This window comes from Pedobacter sp. D749 (genome assembly GCF_019317285.1).
Taxonomy (GTDB): domain Bacteria; phylum Bacteroidota; class Bacteroidia; order Sphingobacteriales; family Sphingobacteriaceae; genus Pedobacter.
The window spans coordinates 2,824,810-2,840,336 of the sequence record NZ_CP079218.1 but is presented as its reverse complement, the minus strand read 5'-3'; the positions used below and the strand labels follow the sequence as shown (position 1 = coordinate 2,840,336).

At 40.0% G+C, this 15,527-nt stretch carries 7 protein-coding genes; 5 read left to right on the top strand and 2 right to left on the bottom strand.

Translation table 11 applies throughout. The features are described 5' to 3' along the window. Positions 1-17: 17 nt before the first annotated feature. From KYH19_RS11345 to KYH19_RS11325, 5 genes are all read left to right on the top strand, one after another. On the top strand, positions 18-2,441 hold the full coding sequence (locus tag KYH19_RS11345) for a zinc-dependent metalloprotease (RefSeq protein ID WP_219078786.1): 2,424 nt from the start codon (positions 18-20) through the stop codon (positions 2,439-2,441). A 27-nt stretch (positions 2,442-2,468) separates the two neighbouring features. Next, entirely contained in the window at positions 2,469-4,817 is a 2,349-nt protein-coding gene (locus KYH19_RS11340; RefSeq protein ID WP_219078785.1) for a zinc-dependent metalloprotease, read from the top strand. Positions 4,818-4,819: 2 nt separating this feature from the next. Further along, the gene (locus KYH19_RS11335; protein ID WP_219078784.1) at positions 4,820-5,914 is read left to right on the top strand and encodes a thioredoxin fold domain-containing protein; all 1,095 of its coding nucleotides are present in this window, start codon (positions 4,820-4,822) and stop codon (positions 5,912-5,914) included. A 7-nt stretch (positions 5,915-5,921) separates the two neighbouring features. Beyond that, positions 5,922-8,153 (top strand): DPP IV N-terminal domain-containing protein, encoded by a 2,232-nt coding sequence (locus KYH19_RS11330; RefSeq protein ID WP_219078783.1) that lies wholly within the window; start codon positions 5,922-5,924, stop codon positions 8,151-8,153. Between the two features lie 408 nt (positions 8,154-8,561). Continuing rightward, complete coding sequence (locus KYH19_RS11325) at positions 8,562-9,659, top strand: S9 family peptidase (RefSeq protein ID WP_219078782.1); 1,098 nt, start codon at positions 8,562-8,564, stop codon at positions 9,657-9,659. Positions 9,660-9,862: 203 nt separating this feature from the next. On the opposite strand, the gene KYH19_RS11320 is transcribed toward KYH19_RS11325, so the two are convergent. Both KYH19_RS11320 and KYH19_RS11315 read right to left on the bottom strand, forming a co-directional pair. Then, entirely contained in the window at positions 9,863-12,361 is a 2,499-nt protein-coding gene (locus KYH19_RS11320) for a YfhO family protein (RefSeq protein WP_255562626.1), read from the bottom strand. A gap of 811 nt (positions 12,362-13,172) precedes the next feature. After that, on the bottom strand, positions 13,173-15,500 hold the full coding sequence (locus KYH19_RS11315) for a hypothetical protein (RefSeq protein ID WP_219078781.1): 2,328 nt from the start codon (positions 15,498-15,500) through the stop codon (positions 13,173-13,175). Positions 15,501-15,527 lie beyond the last annotated feature (27 nt).

Genomic DNA, 15,527 nt, shown 5'->3' with positions numbered 1-15,527 from the left:
AATTAAACAAGCAATTTATGAAATTCATTTTTCCGATTCTGCTTTTGATGCTGTTTTCCACAGCATCAAAAGCACAGGATCAGCACGCAACACCCATTAAAAAATTCATTAAGGCAGAAGCGAAAATGCAAAAAGGCATGTTCAACGTGTATGTTCAGGATGATAAATACCTATTAGAGATACCAGATAGGTTATTGGGAAGAGACATCCTGACCAGTATCAGCATCATTAGAGGCTCTGCACAGCGTAAACGAAATCCATCGATGCGTTATGGTTTCGCGGGCGATGCCATCAACGACCGGGTCATTCGATTCAACAAAGGGATAAACGGTAAGATCAACATTGTGGATCCGGATTTTGTGCAAGCTACAGATACAACCAGTTATTATTTTAACAGCTATAGGTTACAATTGAAACCTGCTTTGCTGGCTTTTGATATTGTGGCTACCGGCGATTCGAGTTCCTTAATTGATGTCACTAATCTGTTTAATGGCGACAGTGATCTGTTTTCCTTAAAGGGAGCGGCAACCGAGTTGAAGCTGGGTGCCTTTGAGCCGGAGAAATCAAAGATTCTGGGCGTAAGTGCCTACGACAATAACCTGGTATTCCGTTCTGTGAAAAGTTATGCAGCAGGGGATTCTCCCCAAATGCCTCCTTCTGATCCGACTTCGCCACCGCAAAAGGCCCCCGAGATGAACCCCACTATGTGGGAGGTTGGTGCATCCTGGTTTTTGCTGCCAGAGGTGCCTATGGCACAGCGCTATGCCGACACCAGAGTAGGTTACTTTTTTACCGGGTTAAGAAACTATGATAATCCTGAGAAAAACGAAACGACGGTTATGGCCAACAGGTGGCGCGTGGAGCCAAAACCTGAAGATTTGGAAAAGTACCTGAAGGGAGAACTGGTAGAGCCAGCTAAGCCTATCGTCTTTTATATCGACCGGAATACTCCGGCCTTTCTGGTTCCATACATTATTGATGGGGTGAATGCCTGGAGAAAAAGCTTTGAAAAAATTGGCTTTAAGAATGCCATTACAGGGAAACTATCGCCGACGAAAGAAGAGGATCCTGATTACAGTATGGAAGATGCAAGGTATGCTTACATTTCTTACAAGCCCTCAGAAGTTCCCAATGCCTATGGCCCACAGGTTGTAGACCCACGATCGGGAGAGATTCTGACCTCTCATGTCGCTGTGTTTCACAACATCATGGAGCTCTTGCAACGCTGGTATTTTTCAATGTCTGCGGCCAATGACCCGGCTGCGAGAAAGTTCCCTGTTAATACCGCATTAATGGGTACTTTACTGAGAAATGTGATTACCCATGAGGTAGGACACACGCTGGGCTTGCGTCATAATTTTGCAGGAAGTTCTTCCTATTCAGTAGATAGCATCCGTAACCGCGATTACGTACGGGCGCATGGTTTTGGGCCATCTGTAATGGACTATATGCGTTTTAATTATGCTGCCCAGCCTCAGGACAAAATGGAACCGAAGGATTTGCTGCCAGTGGTTGGGGTTTATGATGATTATGCCATAGAATGGGGGTATCGTTATTTTCCGCAGTCTAAAGACGCCGGTGCTATCGCAGATCAGTTGAAACAATGGGTTTCTGAAAAAAGAAAAGACCCTAAATATTTTTATTCTGACGAATCTGATATGTACGATCCAAGGGTACAAAGTGAGGACGTGGGCGACAATAATATGAAAGCAAATGCACTTGGGGTAGAGAACCTGAAAAAGATCATGGCGAACATCGAACAGTGGAGCTCTGTTGATGATGGATATGGAACGTTGCGGTCCATGTATAGAGCTGTAGAAGGCCGTTACCACAACTATCTCCAGCACGTAGTGAAAAATATAGGGAGTGTTTTTAGCGATAAACCATTGCGTGAAGAGCAGAAGTCAAGCTATGTTCCCGTGAGCCGGGCGCAGCAGAAAGAAGCGATGGATTATCTGTCTAAGTACATGTTTACTGAACCGAAATGGCTCTATCCTGAGGATGTAATGGCCAGGACAGGATTCAGTTTCGATGATGATGTAGAAGATACTTATGGCGACCTGATGGGGCGTTTGATCGGGAAATATTATGCTATGGCTAACATAGAGAATATTTCCGGCAATGCAACTTACCCGGCGGCTGAGTTTTTAACTGACCTGGAGCAAATCGTCTTCAAAGATCTCGATCGGCCCATCTCCCCGTATAACCGCATGTTTCAACGCAAGTTTATCACCAGCCTTTTGATGAGTGTTGATAACCGCGAAATTTTTAGTAATGATGTATGGTTCACCATGAACAAAATGGTGTTGCATATTGAAGAACAAAGCAGGTCTGCAGCCGAAAAACAAAAAGACTTTATTTCTAAAAGCCATTTAATGGCGATTGCAGATATGGTTGAAATGTGGCGTACAGATAATGATGCAGCTTACCTGAGTAGATAATTTAGTATAAAATAATTAAACATAGAAATGAAGTATATCTTATCAATCCTTTTTGCAGTAGTGCTCAGCCTTCAGGCGAAGGCGCTGCCTTTGGATGAACCAACACCTTTTGAAAAATTCTATAAAAAACAGATGAAAGTGACACCTGGTTTATTTACCGTATACCAGGATGGTTCCAATTATTTCCTGGAGATCCCCGCCAGCACTTTAAATACCGATCTTCTGGTCATTGGCGACATTGCCCGTGGTTTTGCCAACAATATTGCCCAGTCATCTGGCGTAATTCGTTTTGGTGTAGGAAACGGAAATGTGCTCAATGTAACTAAAGAAGTCTATAAAGAAGAAACCTCAGCCGACTTCAATCAGGGTTTTGAAGAGCTGGTGCAAAAATCTAACCTCACTCCGGTAAGTTATGTAATTCCAATAGTGGCCAGAGGAAAAGACAAAAAAAGTTATATCATTGAGCTAACCCACGAATTGATAGAAGGTGGCAATTTATTTTCTTTCAAGGATTTTAGTGATTTGAGTAGTTCTGATCCTGCCCGCTCCGGTGTACAGGAAGTAAAAGCTTCCGGAGAGGGTGTGGTATTTTCCGTTTTACGTACGCAAACTGTTCCCGGAAACAGTGTAAATGGGAGCAAAGCTGTTGATAAGGCTGTAGCTTTTGTCCTCAATCTGGGGCTCCAGCGCCTTCCTGTCTCAAAAATGAAAGTCCGGGAGTCTGATCCAAGAATAGGATTTGCTACCGTGGCCTACAATGATTTTGGTAAGTATCCTTATGGGATGAGAAACGTTAAGGTAATTACCAAATGGAACCTTAGTGTACGCCCGGCAGACCAGCAAAAGTACAATGCTGGTGTATTGGTTACGCCGGCAAAGGCAATTACAGTTTATATTGACAAGAATACCCCGGCTTTATTTCTGCCTTATGTAAAACAAGGTATTGCCCAGTGGAACGCTGCATTTGAAAAAGCAGGATTTAAGGAGGTGTTGGTACTTGCTAAAGGGGAGAACGAGAACTGGCTATCTGCAGGAAAGATACAGATCAAATGGGGAGGTGGCGCTAGTGATGTGCAGGTAAATTTGCTGAGCGACCCACGTACCGGGGAAATTTATACGGCCAAGATGAACATTTCCGACCAGATGGTGAATGATCTGCTGCCCTCTTATTTTACCAAGTGCAGTATGAAAGACCCCAGGATTTTAAAAGACTTGTATAACCCTGAAGTGCGTGGGGAAATGATGCGGTGGAAAGTTGCCCAGGCCATGGGAGAGGTTTTAGGAATGGTGCCTAACCTGCATGGAAGTGCGGCTTATACGCCTGCTCAACTCCGTTCTGGCAATTGGTTAAAGCTGCACAGTTTCTCTTCGTCTGTAACTGATGATACGCAGTTTAACTTTCTGGTTCAGCCTGAAGATGATGTTGCGGTAACAGATTTAATGCCCAGGGTTTCCGCTTATGACGAACTGGCCATTGGTTGGGCTTACCGCGTATTTGCCGATCGCAATGCCGAAAAGAAAAGCTTGGCTTCCCTTAAACCTTCCAACGCTGCACTAATGTTCCTGGAGGAAAATAAAAGTGATCCTTTTACCCGTAGAGGTGATGTTTCTGCTGATCAGCTGGAGGCTGCAGAACTGGCAATGAATAACTTAATGCGCTGCTATCCGCAAGTAGAAAAGGTTTCTGCGGAGATGAAAGGAGGCGATGATGACTGGAGAAAATTCAAATTGCTTTCTTCCGCCTATCAGAAAAATTTCCAGCTGTATACAGATAACGTGGCGAGCTATATCGGAGGGACATCCTTACGCCCGGTATTGCGGAATTATAATGAGGTGCCTGTAGTATATACCGCTAAGAAAGATCAGAAAAAGGCAATGGCTTTATTGAATAACTGGTTTTTCAGCGGAGTTCCTTCCTGGATGCAAAACAAAAGAATGAACCTGGAGAACAATGAGTCTGAGGATACCAAAATGCAAAATAGCATGCAGGATTTATTGCGCAAATTAATTAGTCCTGAAGTATTGAACAATCTGATTAAAGCAGAGCATGAGATGGGAAATCAGGCCTATACCAGTCTTGATCTTTTTGAAGACCTGGATCGTTATGTGTTCAAAGATTTTGATTCGGTGAATCCACTGAATGAACATACTAAATTGATGCAGAGTAAGTTCATATTCGACCTGGCTGATGCAACAGTAAAAAACAATTTTGCTGCGGGTTTGAGTGATTCCAGTGAAGTTATTCATTTTTATTTCGTCAGGACCATGAAACATATTAAGGAACTATCTGAACAACACCAGGATCCAAAAGCGAAAGCGCTTTATCAAATGCTCGGAGAAAAAGTTGAAAAACAAATGAACCAAAAGAAAAGCTAGAAATGAAAAGATTATTCCTATTCCTTTTGTTCCTTACAGGTGCATCAGGCTATGCGCAAAACAGGGAGATTACTTTTGAAAAAGGAAGTCTGCAGTCGGCCCTGGCCAAAGCAAAGGCAAGTAATAAATTGGTTTTTGTTGATTGCTTTACCGAGTGGTGCGTACCGTGTAAACACATGGCGAAGAACATTTTTACAATTGATTCTGTGGCCGACTTTTTTAATCAGAATTTCGTAAATGTGGGCCTGGATATGGAAAAGGGAGATGGCATTCCTGCAATGAAAACCTATAAAGTGGGGGCGTTTCCCTCGTTTTTGCTCTTAAATGGTAACGGTGATCTGGTTTATAAGTTTGTGGGGGCGATGGATGCAGATGAATTCATATCAAAGGTGAAAGAGGGGATGAATCCTGAAAACAAAATAGCCAGGATGAACCGGGAATATGCAGCAGGCAACAGGGATCATGCCTTCATCAGGGATTACATCAAAGAGAAGATCAATATGATGGAGATCAATCCCGCGAAGGAAATTGCCACTACTTATTTCAACAGTCTTACAGACCAGGAGAAAGTGATGCCCGAAAACTGGTTTCTTTTCGGCGCCAACCGGTATGACATGTACTTGTCTAACGTACACAGCAAAAACTTTGATTACCTGGCCAGCAACTGGAAGGCCTTTGTGAAACACAATGGGAAAGATACTGTAGAAAAGCGAATGGGAGATATGTTCAGAAAGGTGGCCGGTTATGCTTTAAATGGTTTTTATTTTAAAGATTTTCCTTATGTAAAAGCTGAATTTGCACATTACCGCAAGCAGCTCATCGCAACAAATTTAAAAGACAAAGATCAGTTGATCCTGATGATGAATATGGCAGAAGCTGCGGGAGAAAAAAATTGGCTAAAGGTATCGAATATCCTCGCCGATCACATTCAGTCTTTCAGTCCGCAAAACCAGCGGATCGCTTATGATTTTTGGTCAGGATATAGCGTATCGAAATTTAAAAAGCTGCCAAGGATGAAAGAGATTTCTGATAAGATTATCCGTACTTCGAAAGATCCTTTTATCATTTCTACTGCAAAAATATACCAGAATTATTAAGATAAATATGTTCCGATTTAAGAAATATGTATTTATTGCGCTCTGCAGTGTTTCCATCTGTCTGCCGGCCTTTGCTCAACAAAAGCTGGTGGATACGGCTGGGCATTTTAGTCCAGCTAATTTGCTAAAGCAGGTAGGGACGATGCAAGTGATTCCGTTTTTTATCAAAGGCACCGGTAAATTCTGGATGATTGACAATCCTCCTGAAGGAGGAAACCAGTCAGTCAGCAATTACTACCTGGTTGATCCTGCCAGAAAAACGAAGCAGCTCTTATTTGACAAAGTCAGCATTGAGAAAAGCCTGTACAGCATACTTGGACAGCCGGTAGAGGTATCGAAGATCCGGTATCAGACTGATTTTTCAGCCGATGGCCGGACGGTTGAGGTCGGTTATCATGATCAAACCTATGATTATAATTACCTGACAAAAAAGCTAAATAAACGCGCTGCAACAAGGCAGGAAACGCCTGTATACCATATTGGAGATCTTTCGCCTGATAAACACTGGTTGTTGTATGCGAGGCATCATAATCTTTACCTGAAAAGAATAGCCGATAGTACAGAAAAGGTATTGACGAGTGATGGCGCGGAGAATTTTTCTTTCTCGATTAATGGAACGGATAACTTTGCGGAGACCAATACGCCCACTGATGCGTATTGGCTGCCTGATTCGAAGCATTTCTATGTATTGCGTAAGGATAACAGAAAGGTAGGGACAATGACGGTGACCAATTCCCTGATGTCGCCCAGGCCTTATGTAAATACGTATGTTTACGAACTGCCCGGAGACAAAGAGGTGGCGCAATATGATTTTTTTATTGGCGATGTAGCGGAGCAGCGTTTGCAAAAAATAGACATAGGCTTATGGCCTGATCAGGAAGTTTCCGTGGTGAGGGCAAGTGGTTTAAAGGACGAAATTTTTCTCCTGCGCCGGAAGCGTACGCGGGACGAGGTGGATTTATGTGCGGTTAACCTGCATACCGGAAAAGTCCGTTCTATTATCCGTGAGGTGAGTAAGCCATTTATTAATGAAGATCTTTTCAATGTAAGTATTCTCCAATCCGGAAAAAACATCATCTGGTGGTCTGATCGTTCCGGTTGGGGGCATTATTACCTCTATAACGGTGCTGGTGAACTGCAACATGCCATAAGCAGTGGCAATTGGACCGCCGGAAAAATCGTTGCGACAGACACCCTGAAGCGGTCGCTCTATTTTTATGGCTACGGTAAGGAAAAAGACCGGAATCCGTATTATGCTTTTTTATATAAGGCAGATTTTGGGGGCAAAAAGCAGGTGTTATTAAGCCCCGAAAATGCAACCCATTCGGTATTTATGTCTCCGGACCTTCAGTATTTTGTTGATAATTATTCCAGGATAGATTTAAAACCTAAAGCTGTGGTGAGGGACAATGAAGGCAAGAAAATGCTCGAGGTTTTGAATCCGGACCTAACCAAACTTTACGCTTACGGTTGGAAACCAGCTGAACCTTTTACCGTAAAGGCAAAGGACGGTGTAACGGATCTCTATGGTTTGATGTGGAAACCCTTTAATTTTGATCCGAACAAAAAGTATCCGGTCATCTCTCAGGTTTATCCCGGCCCTTTTACAGAAACGGTATGGACAGAGTTTACGCTGATAGATCGTTATAACAATACCGAACTGGCGCAGGATGGCTTTGTGGTGGTGGTAATGGGGCACCGTGGCGGTTCGCCTTATCGCAATGCAGCTTATTACAAGTATGGGTATGGGAATATCAGGGATTATGCGCTGGAGGATGATAAGTATGGTTTGGAGCAATTAGGCAAACGGTTTGCTTTTATGGATATGGACAAGATTGGTATCTATGGACATTCTGGCGGCGGTATGATGGCTGTAGCTGCATTGGGAACTTATCCTGATTTTTATAAAGCCGCAGTTGCATCTTCCGGTAATCACGACAACACCTTATACAACCGTACCTGGGGAGAAAGTTATCAGGGTTTTGATAAGCCATACGATTTAAATCAGAGCCTTGCAAAGAACATCAAAGGACCTTTGCTGCTTGTTGCAGCCGAGTCTGATGAAAATGTGAACCCGGCAGCGACGATGCGTATGGTTAATGCGTTGATCCTGGCAGATAAAGATTTTGAACTTCTGATGCTTCCGGGGCAGCACCATACGTATGATGACCCATATAAAGCTTATTATGAGAAAAGGACGAGACAATTTTTTTCAAAGTGCTTTTTTCATGCTTATTGAAAAAGATGAGGTTGTCTCAAAAGTAAAATCTTGCTTTAAGGTAAGGATAGGCAAATACGATTGAACCTCTAAAAACTTAAGAAGAAAAAGAAAAAAGGTATGGATCACAGTCAAGGCATACAACGATGAAATCAAATATAATTTTGGTATTAACAGATCACAAAACTTAAAAAATAATTGCGATAAATTATCAGTATCTCACCGTTTTTTGATAAGCAAGGTTTGCGAATCAAGGCTTTAGCATGAATGTGTTCAAATTTCTAATTCATCGCTGTGTTTGTTTACCTTGAAAAGTTTAAAGTAGGAACCATGCAACCATAATTTAATCGCTCTCGTCTTAAATGAAAGTTTTATGTTTTAAGGTAGCTGTTTAATTAACATTCCATTTGCCCTTAATATCCATATTTGATGAAAAAACGCATTAATACCACCTCATTTCTAATTTGTTTCCTATTTATCATTGGCTGTTACCAAGAAGGCAAAGCAAAGAAACAACCCTCATTTGATACAATTTCAGAGAACGTCTATTTTAAAAATGCTAAGGATAATATCACTCTTGCAGGAACGCTGTCACTCCCCGGTAAACGTGGGAGATTTCCTGCTGTTATTTTAATAAGCGGAAATGGCAAAAATAACAGGAATGAAGAATTTGGCAGCCATAAACCATTTTTAGATGTCTCAAATTACCTAACCAGAAATGGTTTTGCAGTATTTAGGTTTGATAAAAGAGGAGTAGGGGAGTCTGAAGGTGATTTTGATTCTGCAAATTCTTTTGACTTTGCAGAGGATGTACGTGCGGCTTTAAATTATCTTTTAACCAGAAAGGACATACAAAAAAATAATATAGGTTTAATAGGGCATAGCGAAGGTGGTTTAATAGCTTCCATCGTGGCATCAAGTTCACCGAACATTGCATTCATTGTGTCGTTAGCCGGTCCAAGCATCGCAGGCGATAAAATCTTGTTACATCAACAAAAGGCCCTTGCCAAAATGAGAGGACTTGATGACTCTAGTATAGAAATTTCTCAAAAAGCAAACCAAGGAGCATTTGAAATTGTAAAGAAATATACAAACGACCTGGTTTTAAAAAGTAAAATGGTGGAATATATCCAAGGTATTGCTCGCAATGACCCAGATAAACCAAAAAATATGACCTATGATGAATATGTAAATGCACAAGTAACAGGTATTTTAAAGCCCTGGATGGTCAATTTTTTAAGGTTCAAGCCCGAGGATTACATAAAACATATAAAATGCCCCGTTTTAGCTCTTAATGGCTCCAAAGACCTTCAGGTGTTAGCAAAAGAAAATCTACCTGAATGGGAAAGAATCTTGAAAGAATCTGGTAATACAAATGTAACCATCAAAGAACTTCCTAACTTAAACCACCTATTTCAAACATCTAACACTGGTTTGCCTAAGGAATATAAAGAAATAAATGAATCATTTTCGCCAATAGCCATGAAGGAAATGACGAGTTGGATGAAATACACATTAAATAGATAGCTACATTTTATTAGCTAATTTATAGCAGTTTGATTTACAAGAGTCTTATAGGTATCAAACTCACTTGTTAATTAGTAATACGCAAGTCCGCCTTAAAATCCGACCGTTTTTTGATTATACTTTTAGAAAGATTATTACACTAAAAAGGTGTTACTCAAAAATTAATTCTAAACTAAATGCATGGTATTAATCCGGTTTTGAAATTAATTTTGTTCATCTTTTTTTTCAATCTTGATATATTTTGTTCGGCTAACCCCCTTGACGCTTACACCAACTAATAAAATCATAAGTAAAAAAGAGCCTGCTAACGATATTTTTTCGCCTGTATAGTATGAATTAGGGTGAAACACAAACTCAATATTATGATTGCCAGCAGGAATTTGTGCTGCTCTCAAGATATAATTTGCCCTAAAATACGGCTTTTCAACCCCGTCAATTAACATTTTCCATCCTTTGGCGTAATATATTTCAGAAAATATTGCAATGTTTGCGGATGTGGAAGAACTTTGATAAACCAGATGATCTGGTGAATAACTTACCAATTTTATAATGCCTTTACTTAGAGTCGGCAACCAGGATTTTAGGCTAATTTGGTGTTTAAATTCCTCGTGAACGATAGCTTCATTCTTTGGTGAGAAGTTTTTTATGGCAGCCATTTCCTGATCAGCATTTTTAACATATTTAACGTTGCTCACAAACCATGCATGACCACAAGCTGATGGGTTCAATTCGCTTTTAAGTAGTGGGGATTTGTCTACGGCAGTGATGATATATTTCGTATTTAGCATTCCAAGTATGTTTAAGTTGATCGTTTCACTAAAATTAACTGCAATTAATTCCTCAAATCTTTTCAATCTTACTGCAGAATACCCACCGATTGATTTGTGAAAGTAAGGTGTATTGCTATCACTCAAGATATTTTGCGTTAAATCAATCACTTTGTAGTTTGGATCGCTGTCTAGTCTAATCTGTTTATCAACCTCCCGAAGTTGAGGTAACTCTACGTCTACTTGCGCGGTAAAATTTTCATCACTTAAGTATCTTTTATCAACACTCCATAAATCAATTAATACAACGAATAACATAGCAACTGAAAATGATGTAACAGCTAACTTATTTTTGAGGTATGCCCATAATAATCCGAATCCTATTAAAATAAATATTAATGACCTAAAGGCATCAGACTGTGCAGCTGCTTTTCTATCAGCAATAAGAGCATTTCCAATAGATTGAGCTATATCATTATCAACACCATATGCTTGCTTTATCTGAGCTATAAAATTGATATGATCGTTGGTTTTGAAAGATAAAATTAAATCAGGTATGACTAAGATCAATAAACATAAACTGCCAGTTACAGCTAATGCTATCTTAGACTTTCTAAGTAGAATCAGCTTGTCAAAATTAATTGTAACTTCGTTAATAGCCAGTAATGCTAACATTATAAAGCATAAGGATCCCAAAGCAAGAATTGACTCAACCGCTCGAAATTTGTTATATAATGGAAAATAATCAAAGAAAAGGTCCGAAAGAAAAGGCCAGTTTCTGCCAAATGATAGCAGCATGGTCAAAATGATGACTGCCAAGAGCCACCATTTCATACGGCCTTGCACAATCAATAATCCGAGTGTAAATAAAAAACATATTGAAGCACCAAAATAAAATGGCCCCTCCGTGAAAGGTTTGTCACCCCAATACAGCGATAAACTACCTGAAATATTCGCAGCTTGATCTTTTGCAGCTCCTAAACCAATTAAAGTTCTTGCAACATTTGATTCAGGATTTGCATGCCCTCTTGAACTTCCCCCGTATGCATTGGGAATTAAGAAAGTGAGGCATTCCTTTACCCCTTGGCTCCATTGATATGCGTAGTCTTTTGGTAATCCGGTATTTGGTTCTGTATTCTGTTGTGTAAGATTTGACTTACCACGAATGGTTTCTTTACCATAGTCATAGGTACTCCACAGTGAAGAGGCGTTTACCGTAACCGCTAATAAAGTTGCGAATGCTGCACATCCAATTGATTTGAAGAAGTCCTTCGTGTATTTGGTCTTAAATGCGTGATATGCTTCCAAAATAACAAACATCAAAAGGGCAAGCATTAGGTAATAGGTCATTTGGAGATGGTTCGCCCTAATCTCCAGTGCAATAAACAAAGCAGCTAATGCAGTACCTAATAAGTACTCTTTTCGGAAGATCAAAATAATACCCGCGATTACGGGACCAAAAAAAGCGATAGCAAATACCTGATTAGCATGCCCGGCGGCCAGCAGAATGATATTGTACGATGAAAAAGTAAAGGCCAGTGCACCAAGGCCTGCTAACCATGGCTTAAGCTTAAGCACTGAAAAAAGCAGATAGGTTCCAAACATTAAAAGCAAAACAGTTCCTGTTGGTTTTGGAAAAGTATAGTTGATGGCATTTACAATCCATGTGGTTACATTATTAGGATATGGCGCCCAAATTTGAAATGTTGGCATTCCTGCATGTATTTGATTTGTCCACAGGATAGTTTCACCTTTCTTCTTATACTCGTTGATTTCGGTCTGGGTAGACTGTGCTCTTGTCACGTCGTTCTGTCCGAGTGATTTACCTAAAAACGATGGATTGAAATAAACAAAACATATAGCTATAAACAGGGTTCCGATTAAAAAGTGTGTACGATTTTGCCTAAACCAATCCTTCATTTTTCTTTTTTTCATAAATATAGTAAAGATCAAGATTTTTCATTTACGTAATTAAAAAATTAACAACAGTTGCCCACAGTTTTATCACTTCCCTCAATAGCTGATAATAAGCAACGCTTGGAAACATTAAGGTCAAATCCGTTATACGGCTTCTAAGAATTTATTTTTTAATTAATGATTATCATAAACTCATTTCACTAATCAAATCAATATTCGGGTTTTTGATTAGAGTTTTTGATCATTTAAAGGAGTATTTCTTTAGGTAACTGAAAAATTCTAAAATTTTAGAAGTTAAAATTTCACCTTTCTCAACATAGTCTTAATTCCGCGTTTGTAAAAAAACAAAGTCCCGTTTGCCCGCTAATTTCAATAACTCCATTCCGGCTAGCCATAATTTTCGTATCTTAGCATAACCAAAAGGGGTAATCACCCAGTTTAATCCATCTGATTAAAAATCTCCCAAAAAAAATATCCAAATTCCACCTTCACGCCACATTTACCCCACGTTTAAGCCGCCTTCCGGCCAGGTTAGCGTATGGCTTGCTTGCACACTACTTCACCCTTACTTCGGTTGAGTTGTAGCCTTGTTGTAGATCAGGTAGGTCAAAGATTTACCTTGCTTCGGATTGGCGGGTAAACAATAACTCAATAAGAGGTAAGGAGAGAGTTGCCGTAAGGTATTGTTGGTGTACAGCTGTGTCGGAGCAGGCCGGGTAAAAAAGGCAATAAACGGCTGTTCGGGATTTTAGCATAATTGATTAGGTGAAAAAGTTTCTCCTTATTTGCCGTCTGTATGTTTTTAATCAATTTCCTTTGGCACTAAATTTTAAATCTCTACCCGGATCGCCATTAAGCCAAAAACATCTTTCAAGTCTTCCAGGTGCAAAACCTCCACATTTTCACGCAAGATCCCTTCTTCGTGTAATACGCTTATGAGATGCAAATACTCCGTTTTAATGTCATCATCCTGATATACAATAGCAATTTTACCGGGTTGATTCAACCTTTCGGTTTTTCCTTTAATGCATATCTTATCGATTCGCTTTTTAATTATTTCATAATTGATGTTATCTGCTCCTTCCACATCAAACCGCTTTTCATCATTACGGAAAGTAATGGTAATGGGTGTGCCGGGTGCAAAGATGAGTTGTGTAGTGGTTAGCGCAGAGGGGGATAGCAGTGACATTTGATTGGTATACTTTGCAATCAATGCCATATAACGAAGCTGCAAAGCCCGATATGCCCGGATTTTACCGCCATCTAAATTTAACCTCGGTGTAATGGATTGACCGATGTAAATATCACTTTCTACTCCGTCAGTTCTAAATGTTTTAATGTAGCCAGGATGTAGCTGCTGCAAATCCCCGATCATCCCTGCCATAAATCCCGTTATATCCTCATTTAACTGCCCGATTTTTTGCTCTAAAATGTTACGGTTAACATGGCTTTTGCCATTTCCATTATCAACCTGTTCCAGATAAGCGTTAGCATAAGCCAGATAATCCGGCTCTTCTTCTGCCAGGGGCATTAAGAGTGGTTTCAAATAAAGGCGTAGAAAGGTTAAAATAGCTATTTCGTCCTTTAAGGTAACCGCATGCTGGTATTTGGATTTGAATTTAACACATGATGTTTTAATCTTTTCGGCAGGATACCCGGCAATGATCAGCTTGTTTGATATGCTTATGGATTCATCCAGCATGTTATGAATGTCCTTCAATAGTGCCTCATTACGTTTTAGTGTAGAATCTTTGATGTCAATTGCGCCATAAATAGCATAAACGTCATCAAATGTGATAGATTCTATGGCGGCTCCGGCTTCCATGTTCTGCTCTTTTTGCAGGTAATTCCAGGCCGCAAGATGGAATTTCCACAGGACGGCCGGTTGCAGAACAGTGAAGTGTTGCCGCACAACATCATTGATCTGATCTGAAAAGTGATCGGCACTATTTTTTGTTAACTGGCTGAGTAAGGGCAATGCTACGGCTATTTTCGCCAGGATGTTTTCAAAGAATAATACCTCTTTGAAAGCATATATTTCCAAAATGCCAACAACCTTTTGTTTGAAAAGTAGCGGCAGACAAGCATATACTTTAACTTTTTTTGATTCCAAAAGATCATGAATCGGAATTTCAAAATTGTTTCCAGCATTATTGGCTGAAGAAAAGTAATACGTAACCGGATTTTCCTGGTAGCCCCTGAAGAGTGATTGAAGCATTATTTCGTCTTCAAATTGTTCGGCTAAATCCATCATGAAACTGTGTATTTTCGGGTTGATATCCACAATTGTCTCATTGTTTAATCTGGTCAAAGGTTTTAAACTAAAATGGACAGCATTGTTGCCGGATAGGACACTTAAACTTTTAATCACCTGCTGGTAGATGTGATCTTCGTTTTCATGGTTTACAAGTTCGTTTCTGATTTGATCAATTGCGAAGGTATCAGTAATGTTTTCCAGCGTAATTACGGCAAAACCGGATAGTTTAAAAAAGTGCAATGGTAAAATCTTTTCCAGTATTGTTAATGGGTCTATGCGGGCAGGGCCGGCATTGATGATACTATCCATCGTGACATCAGGCAACTCACCTGTAACCACCACCTCTATGAATCTGGTATCTATATTTACCTTGTAATATTCTTCCAGCCCGGTTTCAGGGTTAGTATAGGTATAATGTCCTGGTTCCAGTATCTGAAAGGAAAAGTGATAACATTGGCTTAAAATCAGGCGGTAGATATAATTCTTATATTCATTTAACAAATTTACTTCCGGATCTGTACCGCCAACGCTTTTTGCTTTTGCCATACCATTTTTAAAAAGATCATTAAATGCGTCTGTACAATAATGTATTTTCCCCGGCAATGGCGAGGCTATTGCCAAAAAACAATTACGTTCATCTGCAAGTAACGGGTTCAGTGCCAGGTAAATTAAATCAAATAAGGATTGGTCGTCAGTGCCGGGAAGCAAGGGCGAATTGTCCTTGTTACCAGTTAAATATGGTTGCAGCGTTTCAATCAGCTCATCTATCATTCTCATTCTAATCGGTGAAGAGCGGTTTAATTTTTTCAGGTAGTTTTCGAGTGGCCTGAATGAAAAATCGCTCTTTATCAAACGATCAATCGTTGGATTGGAATGAAATGAAAACGTATGGGTGCGCATAATTTAGTGAATTAAGATATAACTAAG

Excerpts from the sequence above, each read along its gene's own strand:
- KYH19_RS11345 (WP_219078786.1), top strand. The coding sequence starts at position 18 with ATGAAATTCATTTTTCCGATTCTGCTTTTGATGCTGTTTTCCACAGCA.
- KYH19_RS11340 (WP_219078785.1), top strand. The coding sequence starts at position 2,469 with ATGAAGTATATCTTATCAATCCTTTTTGCAGTAGTGCTCAGCCTTCAG.
- KYH19_RS11335 (WP_219078784.1), top strand. The coding sequence starts at position 4,820 with ATGAAAAGATTATTCCTATTCCTTTTGTTCCTTACAGGTGCATCAGGC.
- KYH19_RS11330 (WP_219078783.1), top strand. The coding sequence starts at position 5,922 with ATGTTCCGATTTAAGAAATATGTATTTATTGCGCTCTGCAGTGTTTCC.
- KYH19_RS11325 (WP_219078782.1), top strand. The coding sequence starts at position 8,562 with ATGAAAAAACGCATTAATACCACCTCATTTCTAATTTGTTTCCTATTT.
- KYH19_RS11320 (WP_255562626.1), bottom strand. The coding sequence starts at position 12,361 with ATGAAAAAAAGAAAAATGAAGGATTGGTTTAGGCAAAATCGTACACAC.
- KYH19_RS11315 (WP_219078781.1), bottom strand. The coding sequence starts at position 15,500 with ATGCGCACCCATACGTTTTCATTTCATTCCAATCCAACGATTGATCGT.